This window comes from Granulicella arctica, assembly GCF_025685605.1.
GTDB classification, from domain to species: Bacteria; Acidobacteriota; Terriglobia; order Terriglobales; family Acidobacteriaceae; genus Edaphobacter; species Edaphobacter arcticus.
The window spans coordinates 1,455,582-1,480,862 of record NZ_JAGTUT010000001.1; the positions used below are offsets into that span (position 1 = coordinate 1,455,582).

The 25,281-nt window shown below is 61.6% G+C and carries 24 protein-coding genes; 11 read left to right on the forward strand and 13 right to left on the reverse strand.

What is annotated here, in order from left to right; all coding sequences use genetic code 11:
- Positions 1-21 precede the first annotated feature (21 nt).
- Together OHL20_RS05945 and ligA are read right to left on the reverse strand one after the other, a co-directional pair.
- Entirely contained in the window at positions 22-483 is a 462-nt protein-coding gene (locus OHL20_RS05945; protein ID WP_263382282.1) for a DUF4126 family protein, read from the reverse strand.
- A 128-nt stretch (positions 484-611) separates the two neighbouring features.
- Positions 612-2,726 (reverse strand): NAD-dependent DNA ligase LigA, encoded by a 2,115-nt coding sequence (ligA, locus tag OHL20_RS05950; protein WP_263382283.1) that lies wholly within the window; start codon positions 2,724-2,726, stop codon positions 612-614.
- Between the two features lie 98 nt (positions 2,727-2,824).
- Here ligA and OHL20_RS05955 point away from each other — a divergent pair, with 98 nt between their 5' ends.
- On the forward strand, positions 2,825-4,000 hold the full coding sequence (locus OHL20_RS05955) for a serine hydrolase domain-containing protein (protein WP_263382284.1): 1,176 nt from the start codon (positions 2,825-2,827) through the stop codon (positions 3,998-4,000).
- Between the two features lie 103 nt (positions 4,001-4,103).
- Here OHL20_RS05955 and OHL20_RS05960 read toward each other — a convergent pair whose 3' ends face one another.
- Entirely contained in the window at positions 4,104-5,588 is a 1,485-nt protein-coding gene (locus tag OHL20_RS05960) for a glycoside hydrolase family 30 protein (RefSeq protein ID WP_263382285.1), read from the reverse strand.
- Positions 5,589-5,716: 128 nt separating this feature from the next.
- Between OHL20_RS05960 and OHL20_RS05965 the strand changes: the two genes are divergently transcribed.
- From OHL20_RS05965 to OHL20_RS05980, 4 genes are all read left to right on the forward strand, one after another.
- The gene (locus tag OHL20_RS05965; RefSeq protein WP_263382286.1) at positions 5,717-6,754 is read left to right on the forward strand and encodes a metal-dependent hydrolase; all 1,038 of its coding nucleotides are present in this window, start codon (positions 5,717-5,719) and stop codon (positions 6,752-6,754) included.
- Positions 6,755-6,827: 73 nt separating this feature from the next.
- Positions 6,828-8,300, forward strand: a complete 1,473-nt coding sequence (locus OHL20_RS05970) for a serine hydrolase (protein ID WP_263382287.1) — start codon at positions 6,828-6,830, stop codon at positions 8,298-8,300.
- 32 nt (positions 8,301-8,332) lie between these two features.
- Positions 8,333-9,865: a class I SAM-dependent methyltransferase gene (locus tag OHL20_RS05975; protein ID WP_263382288.1), complete on the forward strand. Its 1,533-nt coding sequence runs from the start codon at positions 8,333-8,335 to the stop codon at positions 9,863-9,865.
- Between the two features lie 86 nt (positions 9,866-9,951).
- Positions 9,952-10,497: a DUF6580 family putative transport protein gene (locus OHL20_RS05980; protein ID WP_263382289.1), complete on the forward strand. Its 546-nt coding sequence runs from the start codon at positions 9,952-9,954 to the stop codon at positions 10,495-10,497.
- 76 nt (positions 10,498-10,573) lie between these two features.
- Here the strand turns inward: OHL20_RS05980 and OHL20_RS05985 are convergent, their stop codons facing one another.
- Genes OHL20_RS05985 through OHL20_RS05995 form a run of 3 tightly spaced genes read right to left on the reverse strand, consistent with a single transcriptional unit; the run spans position 10,574 to position 12,917 of the window.
- A complete protein-coding gene (locus tag OHL20_RS05985; RefSeq protein WP_263382290.1) occupies positions 10,574-11,269 on the reverse strand; it encodes a YqaA family protein in 696 nt (231 codons plus the stop codon).
- Complete coding sequence (locus OHL20_RS05990) at positions 11,259-11,822, reverse strand: MogA/MoaB family molybdenum cofactor biosynthesis protein (protein WP_263382291.1); 564 nt, start codon at positions 11,820-11,822, stop codon at positions 11,259-11,261. Before OHL20_RS05990 ends, OHL20_RS05985 begins: the two co-directional genes overlap by 11 nt.
- 48 nt (positions 11,823-11,870) lie before the next feature.
- Entirely contained in the window at positions 11,871-12,917 is a 1,047-nt protein-coding gene (locus OHL20_RS05995) for a VWA domain-containing protein (RefSeq protein WP_263382292.1), read from the reverse strand.
- Positions 12,918-13,057: 140 nt separating this feature from the next.
- Here OHL20_RS05995 and OHL20_RS06000 point away from each other — a divergent pair, with 140 nt between their 5' ends.
- From OHL20_RS06000 to miaA, 4 genes are all read left to right on the forward strand, one after another.
- Positions 13,058-14,248 (forward strand): acyltransferase family protein, encoded by a 1,191-nt coding sequence (locus OHL20_RS06000; protein WP_263382293.1) that lies wholly within the window; start codon positions 13,058-13,060, stop codon positions 14,246-14,248.
- A gap of 166 nt (positions 14,249-14,414) precedes the next feature.
- Positions 14,415-15,470: a TonB C-terminal domain-containing protein gene (locus OHL20_RS06005; RefSeq protein WP_263382294.1), complete on the forward strand. Its 1,056-nt coding sequence runs from the start codon at positions 14,415-14,417 to the stop codon at positions 15,468-15,470.
- Positions 15,470-15,610 (forward strand): hypothetical protein, encoded by a 141-nt coding sequence (locus OHL20_RS06010; protein WP_263382295.1) that lies wholly within the window; start codon positions 15,470-15,472, stop codon positions 15,608-15,610. Before OHL20_RS06005 ends, OHL20_RS06010 begins: the two co-directional genes overlap by 1 nt.
- On the forward strand, positions 15,604-16,554 hold the full coding sequence (miaA, locus tag OHL20_RS06015) for a tRNA (adenosine(37)-N6)-dimethylallyltransferase MiaA (protein ID WP_263382296.1): 951 nt from the start codon (positions 15,604-15,606) through the stop codon (positions 16,552-16,554). The genes OHL20_RS06010 and miaA overlap by 7 nt, the downstream gene beginning before the upstream one ends.
- 32 nt (positions 16,555-16,586) lie before the next feature.
- Here miaA and OHL20_RS06020 read toward each other — a convergent pair whose 3' ends face one another.
- Complete coding sequence (locus OHL20_RS06020; protein WP_263382297.1) at positions 16,587-17,489, reverse strand: hypothetical protein; 903 nt, start codon at positions 17,487-17,489, stop codon at positions 16,587-16,589.
- A gap of 125 nt (positions 17,490-17,614) precedes the next feature.
- Here OHL20_RS06020 and OHL20_RS06025 point away from each other — a divergent pair, with 125 nt between their 5' ends.
- Positions 17,615-18,832, forward strand: a complete 1,218-nt coding sequence (locus tag OHL20_RS06025; RefSeq protein ID WP_263382298.1) for a glycine C-acetyltransferase — start codon at positions 17,615-17,617, stop codon at positions 18,830-18,832.
- Between the two features lie 222 nt (positions 18,833-19,054).
- Positions 19,055-19,879 carry a DMT family transporter gene (locus tag OHL20_RS06030; RefSeq protein WP_263382299.1) on the forward strand — a complete coding sequence of 275 codons (825 nt, stop codon included), beginning with the start codon at positions 19,055-19,057 and terminating at the stop codon, positions 19,877-19,879.
- Between the two features lie 97 nt (positions 19,880-19,976).
- Here OHL20_RS06030 and OHL20_RS06035 read toward each other — a convergent pair whose 3' ends face one another.
- The 6 genes from OHL20_RS06035 to pyrR all read right to left on the reverse strand — a co-directional run bounded on the left by OHL20_RS06035 (position 19,977) and on the right by pyrR (position 25,261).
- Entirely contained in the window at positions 19,977-20,447 is a 471-nt protein-coding gene (locus OHL20_RS06035; RefSeq protein WP_263382300.1) for a VOC family protein, read from the reverse strand.
- A 229-nt stretch (positions 20,448-20,676) separates the two neighbouring features.
- Positions 20,677-21,561, reverse strand: coding sequence for an aldo/keto reductase (locus tag OHL20_RS06040; protein WP_263382301.1), 885 nt, complete (start codon positions 21,559-21,561; stop codon positions 20,677-20,679).
- A gap of 108 nt (positions 21,562-21,669) precedes the next feature.
- Complete coding sequence (locus OHL20_RS06045; protein ID WP_263382302.1) at positions 21,670-22,974, reverse strand: dihydroorotase; 1,305 nt, start codon at positions 22,972-22,974, stop codon at positions 21,670-21,672.
- Positions 22,971-23,951 (reverse strand): aspartate carbamoyltransferase catalytic subunit, encoded by a 981-nt coding sequence (locus OHL20_RS06050; protein ID WP_263384955.1) that lies wholly within the window; start codon positions 23,949-23,951, stop codon positions 22,971-22,973. The genes OHL20_RS06045 and OHL20_RS06050 overlap by 4 nt, the downstream gene beginning before the upstream one ends.
- A gap of 85 nt (positions 23,952-24,036) precedes the next feature.
- Complete coding sequence (locus OHL20_RS06055; protein ID WP_263382303.1) at positions 24,037-24,501, reverse strand: peroxiredoxin family protein; 465 nt, start codon at positions 24,499-24,501, stop codon at positions 24,037-24,039.
- Positions 24,502-24,691: 190 nt separating this feature from the next.
- Positions 24,692-25,261, reverse strand: a complete 570-nt coding sequence (pyrR, locus tag OHL20_RS06060) for a bifunctional pyr operon transcriptional regulator/uracil phosphoribosyltransferase PyrR (protein ID WP_317890937.1) — start codon at positions 25,259-25,261, stop codon at positions 24,692-24,694.
- Between the last annotated feature and the right edge of the window lie 20 nt (positions 25,262-25,281).

Genomic DNA, 25,281 nt, shown 5'->3' on the forward strand with positions numbered 1-25,281 from the left:
TTCTGCGGCGGGCCTTTCTTTTTAGCCGAGCCGTGTGACGACAACTACGGCGAGGATGATCGCTACGACATCCTCAAGCAGGGCTGCGGGAAGATCCTTGCCGAAGAGGCTGGCAAGCCTGCCGCGAACGGCCGATCCGCCAAGTGTGCCGACGACCGCGCCAACAGCGCCGAGGACGAGACCGACGATGAGTTGATGAGCAGCGATTCCTATCGCCGCACCGACGAGTGCGCCGCTGACGACGCGGGTGATGAATTGCATCGGCACCTTGCGGCTCGGAGTCTTCGGCAGCTTATCGGTGATCAACTCTCCTATGGCGAAGAGCGTGAAGATGTACGCGGTGTAGTGATAGCCGAGGAAGGCGAGGGGTGTGCCAGCGAGGTTGAGCAGGCCGAGTTTCGCAGCCCAGCTTGCGGCTGCGGGCGCCGTCATGGCCCGTAGTCCAGCTACGATGCCGAGGATAAATGCGAGCGCGAGGATCATAGATCTCCTTGAGTGCAGAGCGTTGCTTGTGACGAGTGTGCGGTAATCATTGCACGACTGAACACGCAAAGAACTTCTCAGGCTATTCCCGGCGATAATGCTGCCGACATTTGGCTCGGAAGATCACGCTAGGCTGACTCACCCAAAAGAGCGAGCAGACCGGCTTCATCGAGCACGGCGACGCCTAGTGAGGTTGCCTTGTCGAGCTTCGAACCTGCCTCTTCTCCCGCAATGAGGTAGCTCGTCTTCTTGCTGATGGAGCCGGAGACTTTTCCTCCCGCAGCCTCGATCTTTTCCTTGGCCTGGTCGCGGGTGAGATTTGGGAGCGTTCCAGTGAGGACAAAGGTCAGCCCGGAGAGGGTGTCGGTTGTGACGCGCTTCTCTGCGACCATTGCGAGCTCCAGTGATTGCAGGTCCGCAACGAGCGACTGATTTTTATCGACAGCGAAGAACTCCACAACACCCTGCGCGACCTTCGGCCCAACCTCATTGACGGCGATGAGTTCTTCCTGCGTTGCATGCTTGAGGGCATCCATCGAGCCGAAGTGCTCCGCAAGAAGCTGCGCGGTTCGCTCTCCTACGAAGCGTATGCCGAGGCCGAGAAGTACCCGTGCGAGTCCGGCTTTCTTTGATCGAGCGATCTCAGCCAGCAACGTATCTGCGGTCTTTTCGCCGACGCGCTCGAGGCCGAGCAGCTGCTCGCGCGTCAGCCGGTACAGATCGCCGATGGTGTGGATCAGCGGGGTCCGCGAGAGCACGGGTGCGCCCTCCTCCGTGACCTCTTCGGCCATGCCGCCAAGCTCCGCGCTCTGGCCGAGTAGCTGGGCCACCATCGCATCGCCAAGTCCTTCGATGTTCATCACGCCGCGAGATGCCCAGTGCAGCAGTTCTTCGCGAACACGCGCCGGGCAGGAGTTGTTGACGCAACGCCAGTCGACCTCGCCCTCTACGCGCATCAGTTCGCTTGCGCAAATGGGGCACAGGGTCGGGAAGAGAATCTCCTGTGTGCCTCGCGGATGTTTGGTGTCCTCAGCTACGCCGGTGATTTTTGGGATGACGTCGCCGCCGCGCTCGACCGAGACATAGTCGCCGATCCTTACGCCGAGCCGTGCGATCTCGTCTGCATTGTGGAGCGTTGCGCGGGTGACGGTTGTGCCGCCGATTAGCACAGGGGTCAACGCGGCGACCGGGGTGAGCTTGCCGGTGCGGCCTACCTGGAAGAGCACGTTTACAAGCTGGGTCGTGCCTGCGCGCGCGGCGAATTTATAGGCCATCGCCCAGCGCGGAGCCTTGCCGGTAAAGCCGAGCCGCCGCTGCTGTGACGTTGCGTCGAGCTTGATGACGACACCGTCGATCTCGTAGCCGAGGGAGTCGCGCAGGCTATCCATCTTCGCGATGAAGGTCAACACGTCGTCGATGGTGTCGACCACCGTCGCGTGCGGGTTGACGAGGAAGCCAGCGTGCTTCAAGGCCTCGAGAGCGTCCGACTGGAGCGGCATGAGGAACTCACCGTCGCGCGTCAGTAGAAAGTACGCGTAAAGTTCGAGCCGCCGCTGCGCCACGATGTTGGGCTCGAGTGTGCGGATTGTTCCTGCAGCCGCGTTGCGCGGATTCGCAGCCGGAGCCTGACCGGCAGCGACGCGCTCCTCGTTCATCTTGACGAAGGCCGCATGAGGCAAGACGACCTCCCCACGGACCTCGAAGCTTTGCGGGAGCCCTGCAGCCTTCAACTTCGCTGCGGAGACACTGAGGGGCACACTGCGGATCGTCCGGACATTGCTGGAGACATCTTCGCCGGTGCTTCCATCGCCGCGGGTGATGCCGCGTTCGAGATGAGCCGAGCCCTTGGCGCCCTCGCCATAGTGGAGGGCGAGCGACAGGCCGTCGAGCTTCAACTCGCACACATAGCGAACCTTTTCGGTGCTCGGCAGACCGTTGCGGACGCGCTGATCCCACGCCCGCAGATCGGCTTCGCTAAAGGCGTTGTCAAGGGAGAGCATGGGCCGTGAGTGCGGCGTCTTAACGAAGCCATCGCGTGGCTTGCCGCCGACCCGCTGCGTGGGAGAGTCGGTTGTGATCAGCTCAGGATGCGCTGCCTCGAGGGCCTTCAGCCGCTCCATGCGCTCGTCGTACTGCGCGTCGGTCAGCTCTGGCGCGTCCATCACGTAGTAGAGGTGTTCATGGTGGCGCAGGTCGTCGCGGAGCGCCTGGATCTGCTGGTCGGGTGTGAGCTCGGAAACCATCCGCCAATTTTATCTGGAAGGCGCGATACGTTCGGTCTTTCGACGACACCATGTTCACGGGCCCCATAGATATTCGAAGAATTCGACAGGAAGACGTTATGAACAGCACCACCACACAAGACCTTCAGATCGATGAGACCGCGCTCAGGGCGCACGTCATCGTTCCCTCAAACATCCTCAACATCACCACGGAGAAGATCGATCTCAAGCAGCCGCCTGCCCACGCCATCCCGCATGGCCCACAGGTGGCTCACCTCAACGGAGCAGGCTTTTGCAATACGCTGCATGCCGCGCTCAAGAACTCCGTGACCGGATATGTCATGCAGCTCCAGCAGCATGGTTCGGTCATCTACACGCTCGAGTGGAACTGGGCGCAGACGCCGTCGGACGTGGCCACGGGCTGGAACCCACAGGTTCCGATGCACGTTGCCAGCCTCAGCAAGATGATCACGGCCATCTCGATGACCAAGGTTCTCGACGCGCACAACATCTCCTACGATGCCAGCATTGCGCCCTATCTGCCCCACTACTGGGTAAAGGGACCGAACATCGCGACCGTGAGCTTCCGGGAGTTGATGACGCACACCTCCGGCTTTACCAATGGCGGCGCGGACTTCCTCTCCGTGAAGGCACAGGTTGCCGCTGGTGTCCCCCTCCAGAAGCACGCGCAGTATGAGAACTCCAACTTCTCTATTCTTCGCATTCTGCTCTCGGTGATCCAGGGCGATATCGCTGTCGGCGCTACCTACGCTGTTCCCTTCAATGATCAGTTCTGGGACATCATCACGATCAACGGCTATCGCAACTACGTCAACGCAAACATCTTCCCGCAGACCGGATCGAACGGCACGCTTGCTCACAACGCCGGCGATGCACTCGCCTACAACAGCCCGGCTACAGGCCATGGCTGGAACTCCGGTGACCTCTCGACGGTCTGCGGTGCCGCTGGATGGCACTTCTCCGTCGCTCAGTTGCTCAAGATCATGGGCTCCTTCCGCCGCGGGAATACCATCATGTCGCCCGCACACGCGCAGCAGATGCTTGACAACATGTTCGGCATCGACTGGAAAGTCGCGCGGCCACTTGATGGCGCCTTCACCTACTCGAAGAATGGTCTGTGGGAGAACGGCTCCGGCCAGACGGAGCAGGCTGTCGCCTTCTACCTGCCTGAGGACATGGAGATGGCCGTCTTCGTCAATTCGCCCATCAACGCTGCTGCGAACTTCCTCGAGAACGTTGTGCGTGACGCGTACAACGGGAACATCGTCGCTTAGCAAAGATGCTGACGGGAGAATCGGCACAACAGACTGATTCTCCCGTCCAACGACCGTCTCCGCTCCAGATCGTCTCGGCATCCTGCATTACGGAACTCCCGGTCTACGCCCAGTGCTTGATCAACAGTGTGTTGAAGGAGTCCGCCTGCATTGTTCCCGGCACCTTCATGTCGCCGATGGTGACATCAACGGGTCGCTCCAGGCTGCTCTCATTGCGCAGGATGACAGCGACACTTCGATCAGGGTTCAGGAAGGCCAGCACGTCGTCGCAGGTGCCGTCGGTGGTCAGGCGCTTCGCTCCCGGCTGTACGAAGTGGCTCACATGCTTGAGAACGTAGTGCTCGTGGTTGAACTGGTAGCTGCCATCCGGCTTAACGGTGATCAGCGAGTTTTGCGGCCAGCCCCAGTGGCTTGCACCGCCGGGTAGCAGCGAGATGTTCCAGTACATGTAGCCGGTTGCGCCATCGGACAGATAATGCTTCATCAGGTTCCAGCAGTAGGCGGCATAACTCCAGTCATTCTTGCCGTCGCCGCACTCCTGCTCGGACTGGTAGATCGTCAGTGCCGGGTGCTCCTTGTGGATGGCAGCAAGCGCGGTCTTGCCCGCCCACTGCAGACCGACACCCTTGATCCAGCGCCCTGCCTCCGGGTCCGCCAACACATGGCTGAGCAGGTCTTTGTTACCCCGCTCCAGCGTTCCGAAGAAGACCTCGACGTTGCGTTTCGCCATCACCGGGCCGAGCCGCCGGATGAACTGAGCGAGGCCTTCCGGCGTCCAGGTACAGCTTGGAAAAGCCTGTGCTGAGTTGAACTCATTCTGCGGCATGACCATGCCGACCTCGATGCCCTGCTGTTTGTAGGCATCGATAAACTTGCCGAAGTATTCGGCGTAAGCCTCGAAAAAGCGCGGCTTCTGGATGAACATGTCCGTACCTTCTTTGCCGACCTGATCGGGACGAATGCCATTCGGAAGCCAGCCGGGAAACTGATCTGCCTCGGCGTAGAACTTGTTGCGTTTCATCCAACTCGGCGGGCTCCACGGCGAAGCCCAGAGCTTGAGTGCAGGGTTGTACCGCTGCGCGCTCTTGATAAATGGCACCAACGTTTCGAGGTCGTTCGCGATGCTGAAATGTTGGAGCGAGAAGTCGTCGGACGTTTCGTCGTAGGAGTACCAGCCGCGTGAGAAGTCGTTCGCGCCGACAGGCATGCGGCAGATCGTGAAGTTTGCGCCTTTGCCCGGTGCGAACATCTCTTCGAAGACGCTCGCGCGATCGGTGGGCGTCAGCTTCTGGAGCGACGTCCAGCCAAGCTCGTTGAAGCATGCGCCGAAGCCTCTGATGGCTGACTGCCCGGCTGGCTGTTCGGTCTCGAGGCTCACCGTCACGTCGAGGGTGTCCCACCGCCAGCCTGCCGGTCGAAGCGGCTGTAGCTGCCATGGTGCCGCCTGTGTGGTCGCGGTCCATGTCGGGGCGTTGGGAGGAACCGTCTCCTGAGTCGCAAATGCTCTTACGGGCAGCACCATTGCTGCAGATGATCCTGCGGCCAGCGTTGTGGCCTTCTTGAGAAAGGTCCGTCGATCCTGCTTCATGGTCAGCCTCGTTACCGCATGGCATCTGCTGCCTGCACCATCATCACACCGCCTCGATGATCAACTGTCAACGCACGGCTTTCCCGTTGCGGTACCCTCTCGAAGCGAACCTCCGCTATGCTGGCTGCATGGAACCAGTGACGCATTTCCTGACCGGGGCATGTTTGGCTCGCACCGGCCTGAATCGCAGGGCCGCCTACACCACGCTCGCCATGACACTCGCTGCCGAGGCTCCTGACCTCGACACTCTGTGGTCCGTTGATGGGCCGGTCGCGGGCTTTCAGCACCATCGCGGATGGACGCACACCTTCCTGGGCATACCGTTCGAAGCCGCACTGGTTGTGGGTCTCATCTGGCTGCTGCACCGCTGGCGGGTTAGGCGCGGGTATCCGACGCTTGCGCCGGTGCGGTGGGGGATGCTCTGGCTCTTCTCCGTAATCGCCCTGCTCAGCCACATCTTTCTGGACTGGACGAACAACTACGGCGTTCGGCCCTTCTTCCCGTTCAACGCGCATTGGTACGCAGGATCGTTCGTCTTCATCTTCGAGCCTGTTCTCTTCGCGATCCTGCTTGTTGCCTTGATTGCGCCTGCGCTCTTCGGGCTGGTCGGCAGCGAGGTCGGTGCGCGGCGGCAGCCCTTCCGCGGTCGAGGCTGGGCGATCGGCGGCCTGATCGCGATGCTCGCGCTCTGGGGCTGGCGGGCATCGGAGCACAGCAAGGCGATCGACCTCGCTACCGCTGGCGACTACGACGGTGCGCAAGTCCGTCGCGTCTTTGCGAGCCCTGAGCCGATCAATCCGTACCGCTGGCATGTTATCGCCGAGCTGCCCACGGCCTTCCAGCTTGGCGTCGCCGAAACGCTCAGCGGCACCCTCACCACCACGCCCGACGACCTGCTTTATAAACCTCCGACGACGATTGCTACACTCCCCGCGAAACGGAGTTGGCTTGGGGAGGTCTACCTTGACTGGTCCTCCTGGCCGATGGTCACCGACATCGGTCCCGATGGGGACGGTTTCACCGAGGTCACGTTTCGCGACCTACGCTTCATGTACGACACACCCTTCATGCGAGGCCGTACGATGCCTCCACTTGGCGGCATCGTCTACCTTGACGCCGACCGCCGGATCAAGATCATGGAGATGAACGGCCGACCGCAACACTAGCGGCTTCCATCCGTCTCATATCCACCGGGCTCTGAAATCGCTGTGACCCAATGCTGCACCAGAGGGAAGCCGCATGTTACGAAACGTCATCTTTGCCAGCCTGCTCGTCCTTACGCTCTGTGCTGCACCTGCTTTGCGCGCACAACAATCGCCTGCTTTGACGCCAGAGGCTAAGCAGCACATCCAGCAGGTTGAGGCCGGACTGACGCCGTCCATCATCCTCAAGGACGACCCCCACCCCACTCATACCCTTGCTGAACGCATGGCCGCGCTCCACATCCCCGGCGTCAGCATTGCCGTTATCCATCATGGTTCGATTGAATGGGCGCAGGGCTTCGGCGTCACCCGTCTTGACGGTCCACCGGTGACCCCGGAGACTCTCTTTCAGGCTGGTTCGATCAGCAAGCCGATCGCCGCTATCGCTGCGCTCCACCTCGTCCAGCAGGGCAAGCTTTCGCTCGATGCCGATGTCAACACGTACCTCACCAGTTGGAAGCTACCTGCCGCTCCTATCACCACTGGCAAGCCTGTCACTCTTCGCGAACTGCTCACGCACACCGGCGGCATTACGGTGCATGGCTTCCGTGGCTACGCAGCAGGTGAGCCCGTCCCTACGCTGGTGCAGGTGCTGAACGGCGAGAAGCCCGCGAATAGCGCACCTATCCGGAGCGAGGCCGCGCCGGGCGTCATCAACAACTACTCCGGCGGCGGCTATACGATCATGCAGCAGATGCTGATCGACATCACCAAGGAGCCCTTCCCAACGCTCCTCCACGACGTCGTCTTCGCACCTATCGGGATGACCTACAGCACGGACCAGCAGCCGCTGCCTGCCGATCGTATGGCTAACGCCGCCACGCCGTATTACACCGATAACAAGCCCGTCCCCGGAGGCCCACATACGTATGCCGAGTTGGCTGCTGCGGGACTCTGGACCACGCCCTCCGACCTTGCACGCTTCGCGATGGAGTTGCAGACTTCGCTCCAGGGCAAGTCGAACCACGTCCTCTCCACCGAGATGACGCGCCAGATGCTGACGCCTATCATGACCTCCGCCGGGCTTGGCCTCTTCATCAGCGGTGCGCCCACGAATCCCTACTTCTCGCATGGCGGCGTCAATGACGGCTTTGAGAGCATGATGGTCGCGTACGAACAGGGCGGCGATGGTGCCGTTATCATGACCAACGCGCAGGGCGGCTCCGCGATCGCGGACGAGATTTTGCATAGTATCGCCGCAGCCTACAATTGGCCGGACTACCACCCGACCGTCCGCACCGCCATTACCGTGGATCCGAAGATCCTCGCCACCTACACCGGCACATTCGAGCTGCAACCAAGTTTCAGCCTCGTCGTTACGGCCGAAGATGGCAAGCTGATGGTCCAGGGAACAGGCCAGCCGAAGTTCCCGGTGTACGCCGAATCCGAAACTAAATTCTTCCCACTCCTTTTCCCTGCCGAGATCGAGTTCGTCAAGGACGATCAAGGCAAGATCACGAACCTGATCCTGCATCAGGGCGGCCATGATATGAAGGCCATGAAGAAGTAACGATCACCTTCACTCTGTTTGAGGAGTTCCGAGTGCCTGCAGCCCCCGATGTCTACGACCTGATCGCCTACCCTGGCTTTGCCTACGCCAACACGCATCCTGATTCATTAGCCACGATGGCCATCCTGCACGGCCTGGATCCGACGCCCGTTGAACGATGCCGCGTCCTCGAAGTTGGCTGCAATGAAGGCTCCAATCTCATCCCGATGGCCTACAGCATTCCCGGGGGGGAGTTTGTAGGCTTCGATCTGGCGAGTGTTCCCGTCGCCCACGCGCAGCAACGCATCCGGCAACTCGGACTTACCAACGTTCGCATCTTCCAGGCGGATATCCTGACCGTCGGTGACGATCCGTCCCAGCCGTTAGGCACCTTCGACTACATCATCGCGCACGGCGTCTATGCCTGGGTGCCGGAGCACGTCCGCGACGCCCTGCTCGCCCTTTGCCGCGACCACCTCGCCCCGAACGGGATCGGCTTCATCAGCTACAACGCCCTGCCCGGCGGTCATCTGCGGGATCTCAACCGGGACATACTTTCGCTGCGCTCCACCGCCTCGGACGACCCGATCGAAGGCATCAACCAGGGTCTTGAGCTGATGCAGTTCGTAATTGAGGCGCGACCGGAGCACGATCCGCTTCGGCTGCTGCTGGAGTCGCAGATCAAACAGCTTCGCAAGCGTGGCCATGGCGTCATCTTCCACGATGAACTGGCTCCGGCACAGAGACCCGTTTCGGTGACGACCTTTGTCAGCCACGCTGGCGGGCACGGGCTCCGATATGTAAGCGAAGCCTCCATGCCGCCTCCGAACGACGCCTGCTTCCAGCCCAAGACCGCCGCCACCGCAAAGGCGATGGCCCATGGAGACTGGCTTGCCGAGGAGCAGATTCTCGACTTCGCCCGGATGCGCAAGTACCGCGAGACCCTGCTCTGTCGCACGGATCGCCCTGTGACGATCGACCTGCGCCTCGATCGTCTCAGCCTTCTGCGCTTCGCATCGCCCGCGCAGGTGGCCACGGCTGCGGACCCCGCAAAGCGCGTCTTCATCCTTCCGAACACGTTACAGATGGAGAGCCAGCACCCGGGAACCATCGCGCTCCTTGACCATCTGATCGCTGCATGGCCATCCTCGGTCCCTTTCGCCGAGATCGCGAGCCTCCTGACCTCGAATGATGTTGCGCTGGACGCCGAGTTCTTCACCCTGCTGATCCGCCTCGTCGTCGCGCGCGTCATCACGCTGCACACCTGGAAGGCTCCAGTGAGCAGCCGCGTTGGGAGGCGTCCGCTTGTGAGCGCCATTGCGCGGCAGGAGGCATCGACCGCCGATACGGTCACTACGCTGCTCCACACGACCCTCAGCGTCGCAGACCCTGTCGTCCGGGAGTTCGTTCTTCTGCTTGATGGCTCACGAGAACGGGGAGCACTCCTGAAAGCGTTCCAGCAGGCCCATCCTGACCAGCCCGAGGCATCGATCGTTGAAGGCATCGAGGCCACCCTGCAACTTCTGAACCGGGCTGGTACGCTCCTCGCGGACAATGCACAGGAGGAGACCGACCAGCAGGATTGAGTTGACCCACTGCTTCTGAAGGCCCAGAATTGAGACTGGCAGCTTCTTGTGCGCCTCCGTGTCTCTCCGGATTAAGGATCTTCCCCATGACAGCCTATGTAGCTCTCCTCGTCGCAGTTCTCAGCCGCCTTCTTCCCCACGCCTTCCACACCACCAGCGTCGGCTTTACTGCGGTGGGTGGCGGCCTGCTCTTCTTCGGAGCACGCCGGAGTCGCTGGCAGACGGTCTTCGCCGTGCTTGCCCTGATGGCGACCGACTACTACCTCACCGTCTGCGCATACTCCTACGCCTTCCACGCCAGCCACTATGTTGTCACCTGGGTCTGGTACGCGGCGGTCTGCCTGATGGGTCACCAGCTTCTCGCGGGTAAGCCTTCGGCCCTCAAGGTGGGTGGCGCAGTTCTCGCCTCGTCCACGTCGTTCTTCATCCTGAGCAACTTCGCGCTCTGGGCTGGCGGCACGCTCTACGCCCATACGCTTGCCGGTCTCGGGACCTGCTTTGTCACGGCGATTCCCTTCTACGCGAACGACGCCATGTCGACCGCTATCACCGCCGGCGCACTGTTTGGCCTACCCGCTCTTGCAGCCAGCATCGCTGAGAGTCTGCATGACGGACAGATCGCAAAGGCCTAACACGGATCAGTGCGGATGACACGAATTTGAGTGCAGCAGATCTTGCACTGATTGGTGTTATCCGCACTGATCGGTGTTAAGTTTTGTCTTCCTCTTCCGCGGGGAACTTTACTCCCCGCTTTCCATCGAAGAGCTTGCGGATCACGTAGATCGCGAGTAGCAGGAGCAGCACCCCACACCCGGCAAGGACCAGGCCGAAGTGATGGTGGAGCGCGCCCATTGCAGTTGTCAGAATCTTCTGTCCGAAGAAGATGATGAGGAACGACACCACCACGAAGCGGATGAACTTGCCCAGAAAGATCGCGCTGAAGTACCAGACCAGCCGCATCTCGAAGACGCCCGCAGCAAACTCGAACAGCTTCACGGGGAATGGCGGCGGCGCCATCGCGGGTAGCATGATCGCGAGAAACTCCTGCTTCTCGAAGCGATCGCGCAGCTTCTCGTAGCGCTCGCGATTGATCCGCTTCAGCAGGAAAAGCTCGCCGCCCGCACGACCAAGGAAGTAGGGCAGCAGGCTGCCGACGGCCGAGCCCAGCGCGGCCATCAGGCAATACACCACGGCCCGCGCATGGTCGTGTACGACGTAATCCACCACCATCGCATCGAGCGGCATGGGAATCGCCGCCGAATCGATCACCGCAATCGCGCCCACCCCCCACGCTCCCAACGGCTTGAGCAAGGCAAGGATGGCGAGATTCCACTTCATCAGAAAGCCGAAGCGGGAGTGATGCGGCGCCACGGCTCCGGCGGCGGCTACAGGATTAAATCTCATGGCTGGTCCTTGCCTCAGGACTACTTGACTCGGAGTTGCCAGGCTCATGGCTGCTCGGCTCATGCGAGGTCAGCCCTGCCAGCAGGTCGAGCGCATGGGGCAGCAGAGGCAGGATCGCCGCCAGCGAGGTCTCGGCACCCGCCGGGCTGCCCGGTAGATTCACAATGAGCGTGCTCCCCACCGTCCCGCAGACGGCGCGGCTCAGTGGCGCGAGTGGCGTGTGCTGCAGGCCATCGGCGCGCATCCGCTCCGCAAGACCCTCCACCAGCCGTTCACAGACCATCCGCGTCGCCTCGGGCGTCACATCGCGCGCGGCCAGCCCCGTGCCACCCGTGGTGACGATCAGGGATGCCGTGCGCGCGTGGTGCCGCAACGCTTCAACGATCTCGTCGAACTCGTCCGGCAAGACATGAGCCGCAGGGTTATGGGCACCGGCAGCAAGCAGCAGGCGCACCACCGCTGGACCGGAGAGGTCCTGCTGGGTGCCCTGAAAGCAGCGATCGCTAATCGTAAGGACTACTGTGCGGATATCGGAACGGAAGCGCGGAATCACAGGGCTTAGTTTACGGTACGGGGCACCGCTCAGCGTTAACAGATCACGCTATGGCTGCGAGTAGTAGCCCGTCCGCGTTCGTGCCGTCAGCCCTGGCTGACCAACCTGCACCTGGATCTGGTGATATTCGTCGGCATGGTCGGAGGGCGGCGCGTCGAACGAAATCTCGTAGTAAGCCTTCGTGTCGTCCATCACACGCTGTAGTTCGCCCGTAATGTCGTTGTTGGAGTTCAGCACGAGACCTCCGCTCTGGGTGGCGAGCACCTGCAGCCCAAGGTCGCCGAGATCGACCTTGCCCGCCTTGCTGACACCCTTGACGAACTCCTGGTAGTACGAGCTTCGCAGAACCGACTCACTCGCTCCGAGCGGATCGACACTGTAGAGCGTCATGCGCGCCTGCCGCATCTTGTTCGACATGTCGATGACCTCGGCGAAGATCTGGTCCTGCTGCTTGCGGTCGAGATCGACAGCCGGACCCGAGAGCAGCGGCCAGCCCGGCGAGATCCACAGGAGAATCTTGCGTCCTGGCCGGGCCGCCTCGCGTGCCGTAAGCTGCCGCAGGGCCACCATGGAGAGCTGGAACCGGTCCGACGCGCCATAGAAACCCGCAGACCGTCGAATATCCCGCAGGCCAATCGTGAACTTGTCCAGATCGGCGCTTAGCGCGTTTCCATCGGTGGAGAAGCCGTCCTGCACCTGCGTTCCCGTGTCCGTAAAGATCGCCAGCGACGTTGGGTGTGCCAGGTGGCCACCGTTGGCCTTCAGAAATGCTTCTATCTGCTGCCGCTCGTAGGCCACGCTCTGGAAGTTGGTGTTGACCGCGTCGACAAGGAGGACCACCTCGATCGGTGCCTGATCGGCGGTAAGCGCCTTGAATGAGGTAAGCGGGCGCGCAACCTTGTTATCCAGAAGCGTGAACTCCGGCTGCTGCAGACCACCTACCGGCTGACCCGACTTCGGCGTCACCACAACATCAAGAACAATCTTGTTTCCCGCATGGGGCGAAGAGGAGAGTGCTTCCTGCTGGGCCAATCCAAAACTTGTAGCAATGAGGGAGCAACCGAGAATCAGGCCGAGACGCGTACTGCTGTACATAAGTTCCCTTCGTCCGAGCGGAAGGCCGAAGTCTCCGTTGGAGCCTGCACGTAAATGCGCAGAGCGTAGATCTTTAGACGCGATTGGAGGCTACCGAGTTTCGGTTATCCCTCTGCCCAGACCATCAAGCACAATAGGGCATGCCTGCCGTCGCTACCAACCCCAACCGAAGCTGGAGCCGCCTCGACGGCGTCGATCTTCTGCGCGGCCTCGCCATCTTCTTCGTGCTGATGAATCACGTCAACATGCGCCTGCTTGGCACAAAGGTTCCGTACGCGAAGGGGCTGCCGGATCAACTCGTCTCCTCGCTCGTGTGGAACGGCCAGTATGGCGTGCAGATCTTCTTCGCCATCTCCGGCTTTCTCATCACCTCGACGACGCTGCGCCGCTGGGGATCGGTCGCCCGCGTGAGCATCTGCGACTTCTACCTGCTTCGCTTCGCCCGTATCGGACCGCTGCTGCTCCTGCTGCTGGCCATCCTGAGCACGCTGCACCTCGCGCACGTCGATGGCTTTATCGTCGGCCACAAGACCGGCGGCCTTGGTCGCGCCCTGTTCGCCGCACTCACCTTTCACATCAATCTGCTCGAAGCCCATCGCGGCTACCTTCCGCCAAGCTGGGACATCCTCTGGTCGCTCTCCGTCGAGGAGATGTTCTACCTCTTCTTTCCGCTCGCCTGCCGCCTCTTTCGTCGGGAGCGCTTCCTCGTGGTGCCGCTGCTCCTCTTCGTGGCGCTTGGTCCCATCGCCCGGTCGCACCTCTTCAATCACAACCCTGTCTGGCGCGAGTACTCCTACCTCGGCGGCATGGACGCCATCGCCCTCGGCTGCCTCACCGCGCTCTTCCTCGCCGGACGGCACCTCTCCCGAACTGCGGTACGACTCCTGTGTGGCTGCGGCGTCGCTGTACTCGTCTTCAGCCTTGGTTTCTCGCTGCGTGCCTACGCCTGGGGACTTGGCCACAACGGCCTCGACATGACGATCCTTGCCGTTGGCACCTGCATGGTGATCGCGGCGGCAGCCGAGTCCCGGTGGCGAGCACCACGCCTGCTCGCGCCGCTCCGCATCGTCGGCCAGCGCAGCTACGAGATCTACCTCACTCACATCTTTGCCGTCCTCGGGCTCTTCAGCTTGTTTCTAGCCGCTGGCAAGCCGATGCGTGCTGTTCCCGCCCTCTTTCTCGCCGTCCTCATCGTTGGACCGCTGCTGGGCTACCTGGTCGCTCGCATCTATTCGGAGCCAATTAATCGCCGGCTCCGCGCGCGTTGGAACGACGGACCAAGGCAGCTTGGCTCCGTCGTTGACAGTGGTCAGACAGCCCCGCTCGATTGAACGGAACGACGTGTGCGGCGCTGAGGAGTGTGAACTTCTCACCGAAGCTGCAAAGGATGAGAAAATAGAACCGGGATCGGTGCAACTCGAATCTAATGCGTCCATTTTCCCGATGCGGCGACGATCCGAACTTTATCGGTCCAACAAGCGTCTTACCTACTAGCTCATGCCTGCACCTTTTCTCGAAACACCCCCGAACCCGGTCGAATCATCCCAGACGACCAAGGTCCGCACTGGCCGCTATGGCGAGCTTGAGGAACATGAGATCGTTCGTCTGCTGGATACGCTTGATGACGAGCGCTCCAAAGCCCGCTTTCGCGAATCCATCTACATCTCGGTCTTTGTCTACATCATCGTCTCGTGGTTCGTCTTTTACGGTCCCCGAATCCTTTTTCACCAGCCGCGCCTCGTCAACCCCTTCGACGTATTGAAGCAGCGTGAGATGACCGAGTTGCAGGTCCCGCGCGATATAGCGAAGCAGTTGCAGCAGGCTCAGAAGAGCGGCAAGGCACCGAAGCAGCCAGCCGAACACCAGGTCGATCAGAAGACCCTCCAGGCCATGCGCAAGGCTGCACCGGCTCCGAAGCCTCTGCCTGCGACGCCGCAGCCGCAGCAGGCAGCGACACCTCCTCCGCCACCGCCGGTCCAGCAGGCGCAGCAGACGCCGCTGCCGCAGATTGAACGGCCTACCCAGCCTCAGTTGGAGAAGGTTCCCGATGCACCGAAGCCCTCGCCGAACTTCGGTGGTGGCAGCAAGAGCGCCGGGAGCACCATCCGCGATGCCATACAGGGTGCCACCAAGGATCGTGGCGGCAATGGCGACTACAGCAACGGCATCACGCCCTCGAAGTCAGGCGTCGGTACCGGGGTCGACATCCTCTCGGACACGATGGGCGTCAACTTCGACCCCTACCTGAAAAAGATCATGCGGCAGATCTACAACACCTGGATCCCGCTGATCCCCGAAGAGGCCCGCCCGCCGCTCAACAAGCAGGGCGTCACCCAGCTTCGCATCACGATCATGCCCGACGGCAGGCTTCATGTTCAGGACGGCAGCAACGACGGCATGGTCCTCGAAGGCTCGTCCCACGACGATGCACTCAACCGTGCCGCATGGGGATCGGTCACTGGCGTGGGTCAGTTCCCTCCGCTGCCCAGCGAATTTCACGGCCCAAATTTGACCCTGCGTATTCACTACCTGGTTAACATGAAGCAGGAGTAGTGGACACCCCTGCGGAACTGCAACAGCGACGGCGACAGGTACGTGGCCTCCTCGTGATCGCAGCCCTTGTCCTCGCGGGCAGCCTCTGGCGAGCGGGAGCTGCACGGGTCTTCACTCTCGGATGGTGGCGGCTTTGGTAGACACGCCGCTCATCGTTCTCGCAGGCCCAACGGCAAGCGGGAAGACCGCACTCGCCATCCATCTAGCGGAAGAGTTCGGCGGGGAGATTGTTAGCTGCGACTCGGTCGCGGTCTACCGCGGCATGGAGATTGGCACGGCCAAGCCCTCCGTCGCAGAGCGTTCCCTGGTTCCCCATCACCTGATCGACGTCGTCTGGCCGGACGAGGCATGCACCGCCGGAGACTACAGCCATCTCGCCCGCGAATCGCTCATCGGCATCCGTGAGCGCGGTCACCTGCCCATCGTCGCGGGCGGTACGGGCCTCTACCTGCGCGCGCTGATCGATGGGCTCTTCCCCTCTCCGCCGCGCCAGGACGAGCTTCGGGATCGCCTGCGCAAGAGGGCGGAAGGCAAAGGCGCGGCGTATCTGCACCGCATCCTGTGCCGACTCGACCCTGCTGCGGCGAAGGTCATTCATCCCAACGATGTGTCGAAGGCGATTCGCGCCATTGAGGTCAGCCTGGCGGCGCGACAGCCCCTGACGGAGCAGTGGCAGAAGGGCCGCGATGCGTTGACTGGGTACGGCATCCTGCGGCTCGGCTTGAATCCGCCTCGGGAGCGGTTGTATGAGCGCATCAACCTGCGCGCTGCGGCGATGTTCGAGCGCGGGCTGGTTGAGGAGACGGAGCAGTTGGTGGAGCGATATGGCTTTGAGTGCAGGCCGTTCACCTCGCTCGGCTACGCAGAGGCAATTGCTGTGCTGCGAGGCGAATGCACGCGGGATGACGCTATCAGGCGCGCCCAGCAGGGGCATCGCAACTACGCCAAGCGGCAGGGGACGTGGTTCCGACGGGAGCCGGAGATGCACTGGCTGGTCGGATGCGGTGGGGATGAAGAGGTCTGGGATCAAGCGAGGGGGTTAGTAGTTCGGCACCTGTCCAGTTATCCACGTGGAACATCTTGAATGTTCCACGTGGAACATGTATAGGGCGCTTGCTATTGCTGGAGAACCAGATCGTCGGCGAGACGGAAGCGCATGATCGACTCTGCCGGAATCTCGATGTCGCGATTGCCGGTGAGTCCGCCGAGAGCTGTTCCACCGCCTGCACCGACGAGTCCACCTACAAGCAGGCCGACGCCGCCTGTTGCTACGCCGCCGACCAGCATGCCGAGGCCTGCGCCACCGCCGATAAAGGCTGCAGAGCGTTTGCCCTTACCCTTCTTCGAGCGGGAGAGGTCGTGCGTGTCGAGCGGGTAGCTCTGGCCATTGAGGTAGAGCGAGGTGAGGCGAAGTGAGAGGATCGAACGTCCTTTGAAGTGCCCGCGGCGGTGCGAGGCATCGATGACGCCTTCGACGCGCGCTCCCTGCGGGATGACGATCTGGTTGTTGCGACCTGCAACCGGCTCGGCGACCTCGCCGGTGAAACGGTCTCCAGGGCGGCTCGTCTTGACGCTGATGTGCTGGTTGATGCGGATGGTGAGCGAGGTTCCGGCGGCCACATTGACGTCGGCGGGACGAATGATCGGGTTCGATCCGGGAGCGGGAGGGCCGGTCTGTACTTGCTGCTGTTGCTGTGCGGGCGGATAGTTGGACGGCTGTCCCTGTGGTGGCGGGCCGCTCATCCCCTGCTGTCCGTTGTAGGCAGGTGCGGGCCCTGCGCCGGGGGTCACGGTGGTCGTGACGGCCTGTGCGGTCTGTCCGGGGACTGGCGGCTGAATGATGGTCGTCGTGGTGTTGCCGTTCTTATCGACGGAGATCACCTGCTGGGCCTGGCCGGTGGCGGCTGCCTGCTGTTTTGCGGTGTCGATTGCGGCGTCCTGCTTTGATTTGCAGCCGGTAAGAAGCATCAAGGCAATTGCGGTGGCTGTGGTGTAGCGGGTAATGGCCTGAGAGATCATGTTCGGTCCTCTTCTATTTCCTGATTGATTACGGCAGATTGTGAGGTTCAACTTTAGTTTGATGCCGATATGTACAAACGTACCGTATGCGATTCAGGATTCGCTGAAGGTTTAGCATGGTGAACATGACTACTGCGACCGCTACGCGCCCCCAGCTTGCCCATTTGACTGCACAGATTGATGACTTCAAAGCTCGCGGAACCTTCTTCAAACTGCGGGTGCTGGAGGATGAGCAGGCTCCGGTTTGCACCTATGATGGCAAGCGGGTTATTAACCTCGCCTCTAATAACTACCTGGGCCTGTGCAATCATCCAAAGCTGCGCGAGGCGGCGATTGCGGCGACGGTGAAGTACGGTGTCGGCTCGGGTGCGGTGCGGACAATTGCGGGCACGATGCGCATCCACATGGAGCTTGAGGAGAAGATTGCGGCGTTCAAAAACGTTGAGGCCTGCGTGGTCTTTCAGTCAGGGTTTACGGCAAATGCGGGAACAGTCTCTTCGATTCTTGGTAAGGATGACTTCATCCTGTCGGATGAGTTGAATCATGCTTCGATCATTGACGGAGCGCGGCTTTCGAAGGCCAAGATCAAGGTCTTCCGGCACAAGGACGTTGCGCACGCCGAAGAGTTGTTGAAAGAGATCGAGAACGAGCCAGGCCGGAAGCTGATCATCACGGACGGCGTGTTTTCGATGGACGGCGACATCGGTCCGGTTGGCGAACTGGCGACGCTGGCGGAGAAGTATGGCGCGATCATGATGGTCGACGATGCGCATGCGAGCGGCGTGCTGGGGCGTAACGGGCGCGGGTCGGTCGACCACTTCGGGGCGCATGGCAAGGTCGATATCCAGGTAGGCACGTTGTCGAAGGCAATTGCTTCGCTGGGCGGCTATGTGTGTGGAAGCCGCGATTTGATTGACTATCTCTACCATCGAGCGCGGCCGTTCCTGTTCTCGACCTCGCATCCGCCGAGTGTCGCTGCGACGTGCATTGCCGCATTCGATCTGCTCGAGAGTGAGCCGGAGCGGATCGAGCGGTTGTGGTCGAACACGTGGTACTTCAAGGAGCAGCTTACGAACGCGGGCTTTGATGTTGGCGGAGTGACGACGCCGAAGAGCGAGACGCCGATTACGCCGATCATCCTGGGCGATGGGCGAAAGACGATGGACTTTTCGAAGGCGCTGTTTGACGCGGGCGTGATGGCCACGGGGATTGCGTTTCCGACGGTGCCAGAGGGCAGGGCTCGCGTGCGAACGATCATGACGAGCGAGCATACGCGGGCCGAGATCGATCAGGCTCTTGAGACGATCGTGAGTGTAGCGAAGACAACGGGCGTGCTGGCGTAACGTCCGGCACGTCTCTTCGCAGGTCGCATGATTTGCGCGGCTGACGTTGCGTCCCTAGTATGGATTCATCAACCTGAGGTGGCTAGGGTTCCGCCGTAACCCAACGGGCAGGACCGAGCGCTACAGCAGCCGCAAGCCGGCTGGCACCCGAAGCATAAAAGGCTAGAGGGGGTGGTTGTAAGGCCGTAGGTCTGCCTTATACCCAATCCCGAGGCCTGCTTCATGCATCAGTCCGCTGTAACTCTCGTCCTTCTGTCCGCCCTCCTTCATGCGACCTGGAATGCCCAGCTCAAGGGCAGCAGTAACCGCTCGCAGTTTATGGCGAACATGTCCACCTGCATGGGCGTACTGGCGCTGATCTGTATTCCCTTCGTGCCTTTTCCAGTTGGATCAGCCTGGATGTGCATCGCCCTATCCGCCGTCCTTCACGTCGTGTACAACCTTCTCCTGCTGCAGAACTATCGCCTCAGCGACTTCAGCAGCGCTTATCCCATCGCTCGCGGCATCTCGCCCCTGATGGTCACCTACGGCGCCTTCGTTTTCATGCATCAGAGGCCCACCCTCTTCGCAATCGGTGGCGTTGCGATGATCTCCTCCGGCATCGTCTTTCTCTCAACCGGGAAAGACAGGGCGGGCACGCGTGCCACTCTCTCGGCCCTTGCTACCGGAGCAGTGATCGCTGCCTATACCGTTACAGACGGCATGGGCATTCAGCGTTCGCAGAACACCCTCTCCTACACGGCATGGGTCTTTGCCAGTTATCTCCTGATGCCTGTTGTTCTGCTCCTGCTGCGGGTTCCCGTCAAGGTTGTCACAATCGAGAATCTACCGCGTGCTGCGGGAGCGGGAGCGTTCTCACTGGCTGCCTACACACTTGTCTTATGGGCCACCCACTATGTCGATGTGGGGATTGTTTCCGCGTTGCGCGAGACGAGCGTTCTCTGGGCGATCGTACTTGGACGGCTCTTCCTCGGAGAGGCTTTCACGTGGCGCAGAGTCGTTTCGGCGTCCATTATCTGCCTGGGGATTGCCGCTTTAGTTTCCTGAATTGCGCCAGGCCCACGCCGCGTGGGTCGCCGGAAACAACAAAGCCGAAGTCCGAAGGGCGGAACGGGGACAGTTGGTCGGGCGAGGCTGCTTCGGGTCAGGACTGGCCTGCCTGTTCCAGTTCGGCGATGTTGAGTTTGACCATCTGCATCATGGCCAGCATGGCGTTGGGGTGTTTGAGGAGGTCACCCAAGCGGGAGGGGACAATCTGCCAGGCAAGGCCGAAGCGGTCCTCGAGCCAGCCGCACTGGATCTCTTTACCGCCCTGGGAGAGTTTGGCCCAATAGTGATCGATCTCGTGCTGGTCTTCGCAGGTGACGACGAAGGAGATAGCCTTGGTGAACTTGAACTCCGGGCCGCCGTTCATGGCTGTGAATTTCTGGCCATTTAGCTCAAAGTCGATGACGAGGATCTTGCCCTCGGGAACGCTGGTTTGCACGGGGGAACGAAAGCCTGTGAGCTGGCGAGAGTTGGGGAAGATGCCGGTGTAGAAGGCTACGGCTTCTTCGGCGTTCTGGTCGAACCAGAGGAATGGACTGATGCGCGGGGAGGCTTGGAGGGCGCTCATGGTGTCTCCTTGGCGTGAGCTTCTTGCGCGACCATTCTGCCGATTCTTCGCTTGCAATGCAAGGAGGATAAACGCAGATTTTCTCGGGAATGACAGAGAAGCGCGGAGACCAAAACAACCGCAGGTCCTTAGATTTTGCTGAGGATGACAGTTTAGAGGGGTGTCAGCGATAGATGATTTGTTCGATCCCACCCTTCGCGGTCAGGCTGCGAAGGATGGGGCACCCGAGCTAGGCGAGGGCGAGGTTCAGGTTGTTGATGGCTTCGTCGATCTCGCCTGTGGTTTTATAGCCCACCGTGACGCTTTGGACGCCTGCGGTACGGAAGGCGAAGCGCATGGCGGCCTGGCGATCCTGGTGATTGAAGACGCCCTCGCCGACGAGCTTCATGCTGATGACGCCCATGCCCTCTTTGCGGACCTGCCGGACGTGGGAGACGACCTCGGGGACGTTGCCGAGGACGGGGGCGTCGTGCTCTTCGGCGTCCATGTGGGTGCCGTTGTGGTTGACGCGGATCATGGCGACGTCGAGCCATTTGTTGCCGGGAACCTGTCTGAGGGCAGGCAGGCCGTGGACGGAGGCGCCACGCTTGACGACCGCGCCACGGTGCTGCGCTTCGGCGATGCCATCCTGCCAACGAAGGCTTTCCACAGGCCAGGTGCCGGTGTGCTGCCAGTGGAGCAGGAGGATGTCGAAGTACTCGGTGCGGGCGAGTTTGCGGAGCTCGTCGATCTTGGCCTGCGGGTCGACACCGTCGCGGGTGGTGACCTTCGACATGATTCGGTAGCTGTCGCGCGGGAGACCTTCGAGGGCGATGCCCAGGCGGCGGTGCATGTCGTCGTAGGACTCGGCTGTCTCGAAGAAGCGGATGCCGTGATCGTAGGCGTAGCGGACCTGGCGGGTGAACTCCGCCTGTCCGAGGTTGCGCTGGACCTGGCCGCCCACGCTGCCAGTGCCGAAGGCGAGCCGCGTAACCTTGACGCCGGAGTGGCCGAGTTCTACCCAGTCGGTGGCGGTTTGGGGTTCGGCGAAGAGTGGCTGCGTGCCGGTGACGCCGAGAACGGCGCCTGCGGCGATGCTGGTCTTAAGGAAGCTTCGGCGGGAGTAGCGAGTCATATACCTTCTCCGTTGGGAGAGAGAGTATCAATCGGGTTGGGAGCCGTCAAGAGTGAAGAGGCCGAGCCTATCCCGTCACATGGCGCTGAAGCCCCACGCTCCCACGCGTTAAGAGGCGCGGTGGACGATGCGACCTTCGCTGAGGGTGGTGTGGATCTGGCCGAGCATGGGGGCGCCGTCGAAGGGGGAGTTTTTGGATTTGGAGAGGCTGACTTCGGCGCTGTAGGTCCACGCGGCGGCGGGGGCGAAGAGGACGAGGTCGGCGTGGCTGCCGGGCTTGAGGTTGCCGCGATCGTGAAGCTTGATGAGCTGCGCTGGGTTTGTGCTCATCAGGGTTACGATCTTCGCAAGGGGCAGGCCGTGGTCGCGGTGGAGAATGCGCAGGGCGAGACCAAGTGCGGTTTCGAGGCCGGTGATGCCGTTGGGGGCGCGCTCGAACTCGACCTCTTTTTCATAGGCGGCGTGGGGGGCGTGGTCGGTGGCGATGCAGTCCACGGTGCCGTCGAGGATGGCGGCGATGACTGCCTGACGGTCGGACTCGGCGCGGAGGGGGGGATTCATCTTGGCGTTGGTGTCGAAGTGCTCAAGGGCCTCGTCGGTGAGGGTGAAGTGGTGTGGGGCGGCTTCGCAGGTGACGTGGAGGCCCTGCTGTTTGGCGAGGCGGATGGCGGCTAGTGCTTTGGCCGTCGAGACGTGCTGGACGTGGAGGTGGGGGCGCAGGCCTTCGACCTTTTCGATGTCGCGGAGGAGCTGGATGTCGCGCTCGACGATGTTCGATTCGGCTTCGATGGTCATACCGCGGAGGCCGAGGCGGAAGGCTACGGGGCCGAAGTTCATGCTGCATCCACCGGTAAGGCGGGTGTCTTCGGCGTGCTGGGAGATGGGGAGGCCGAGGCGGGCGGAGGCTACGAGTGCAGCCCACATGATGTCGCTGTCGAGGACGGGCTTGCCGTCGTCGGTGAAGCCTACGGCTCCGGCGTTGGCCAGGGCTTCGTAGTCGGAGAGGGTTTCGCCCAGCGAGCCAAGGGTGGCGGCGGGCATGGCGCAGAGGTTGACGGCGGCGTTGCGGGCCGGGGAGAGCATCCAGTGGAGGGAGGCTACGGAGTCGTTGACCGGGAGGGTGTTGGGCATGGCGACGACGGTGGTGAAGCCTCCGGCGGCGGCGGCGCGGGTACCGGTGGCGATGGTCTCTTTATAGGTCTGGCCGGGCTCGCGGAGGTGGACGTGGATGTCGATGAAGCCGGGGGCGAGCGTAAGGCCGGTGGCGTCCAGTTCTTCAGGGCCTGCGGGGAGGATGCCGGGGAGTTCGATTGCGGCGATGCGGCCGTGATGGATGAGGATGTCGCGCGGACTATCGAGGCCGGTGGCGGGGTCGAGGGCGTGGGCGTTGCGGATGAGGAGGTCTGGGGTCATGGGGTGGCACCTAAGGCGCGGACGAGTAGGGCGGTGCGGATGGCCAGGCCATGGGTGACCTGTTGCTCGATGGCGGAATTGGGGCAGTCGGCTACTTCACCGGCGATCTCGAGGCCGCGGATCATGGGGCCAGGGTGCATGACGAGGGCGTTGGGGGCGTGGGTGGCGAGGCGCTCCGTCGTGAGTTGGTAGTGGGCGATGTAGTCGGCGAGGTCGAGTTCGAGGCCGGCGAGGCGTTCGCGCTGGATGCGGAGCATCATGGCGACACAACCATGCGGGGCGGCGTGGGCGAGCGTAAGCGCGAGGTCGAAGTCGCGGATGATCTCGATCCAGCCAGTGGCTGCGGGGTCGGTGGCGAGACCTTCGATGGCGTGCTGCGGGAGGAGTTCCGGAGGGCCGCAGAGGATGACGCGGGCTCCAAGCCGGGGGAGCAGCATGGCGTTCGAGCGGGCTACGCGGGAGTGGCGAATGTCGCCGGTGATGACGATGGTGACGCCGTCCAAGGACTTTGCGTGTGCGGTTGCGGCATCGAGGTTGAGGCGGGTGAGGATGGTGCGGAGGTCCAGCAGAGCCTGGGACGGGTGCTGGTGCATGCCGTCGCCGGCGTTGAGGACGGGGAGGTTGCAGGTGCGTTCGAGGAGCTCCGGTGCGCCGGAGGCGGGGTGCCGGAGGATGATGCACTCGGCTCCGAGGGCGCGGAGGGTGAGGCCGGTGTCCTTGAGGGACTCACCTTTTTCGATCGAGGAGGACTTGTCGCTGACGAGAGTGGTGGTGGCCCCGAGCGATTTGGCGGCGAGTTCGAAGGAGGTGCGGGTGCGGGTGCTGGACTCGTAGAAAAGGAGAGCGATGCGGCGGCCCTGCAGAAGCTTTGCTCGCTCGCCCGGGTGCATCTTCTCGATCTGCGTGGTGAGGGCGAGGAGGTGAGCTACTTCGGCTATGGGGAGACCGTTGACGGTGAGGAGGGAGCCGAGGTTCATGAGATAAGTGTGGCGCAATGCTCCTTCAGGATGACACAAGAAGAGATGAGCGACATGGCAGAAGGTCCGCTTGATGATGCCCGGATCAACGCTCGGCCAGAAGTTTCTTGATGTTTACTTCAACATCATCCTTACTAACGACCCCAACATAGGTCGCAGCGATCTTCCCGGAGCGATCAAGCAAATAAGTCGCGGGATAAGACGGGAATCCGTAAGCGTCGACCACTGCGCCATCTCCCATCAGAATGGGATAGTTGAGTTTATGGCTGGCCATAAAGGGCCGCACGAGTCCCCAGGCTTCATCGGGGCTCTTCAATCCTTCATAAGGGATATCTGCAGAGATGCCAACAGCGGTAAAACCGCTCTTTTCATATGCCTTTTGGAGCTCCATGAAGGAAGGTATCTCAAGGATGCAACCTCCGCATTTCGTCGCCCAGAAGTTCAAAAGGACAACCTTCCCCCGGTACTCCGCTACTTGAACGATCTTGCCATCGGCGGCAGCAAGATCGAAATTATGTGCAGGCTTACGATCAGGTTGAGCGACAAGCATAGCGTGAACGTCATGCTGAGCATGAGCAACTGCGGGCGTCAGTCCTGCCGACGAGGACGCAATCAGGAGGGCGATGGCAAGTCGCCTTCCTACTCCTGATTCCATTTCTTTGACGCGAAGGACGTGCATACCGCGTTTCCTTTCCGAAGGAGAAATTGCAATCCTGCCCTGCGATATCGAGGAGGAAACGCTAGTCTGCCAGTTCTACGAGAAGGACTTGTTCGTCGCTGTCGATCTCGTTGAGCTTGACCTCGATGATCTCGCGGCGGGAGGTGGGGATGGTGCGGCCTGTGAAGGTGGCCTGAATAGGGAGTTCGCGGTGGCCGCGGTCGATGAGCACGAGGAGTTGGACGCTCTTGGGGCGGCCGTGGCTGAAGAGCGCGTCGAGGGCGGCGCGAATGGTGCGTCCGGTGTAGAGGACGTCGTCGCAGAGGACGATGTCGCGACCGGCGATGTCGAAGCCGATCTCGCCTGGGGTTACGGTGGGGCGGGGGCCGGCGGTCGAGAGATCGTCGCGGTAGAAGCTGATGTCGAGAATGCCGGTGTCGACGGGGTGCTTTTCGATCTTGCCGATCAAGGAGGCGAGGCGTTGAGCAAGCGGAATCCCGCGACGCTTGATGCCAACGAGGCCGAGGTTGGCGCTCCCATCATTTTTCTCGACGATCTCGTGGGCAAGGCGGACGAGGGTGCGTTCGATCTCGGAGGCCGACATGAGACGGCCTTTGTGGCGAAGTTTCGGGGTCTGGAGAGACTCAGTCATAGCGGTTGGGGTCGATTCTA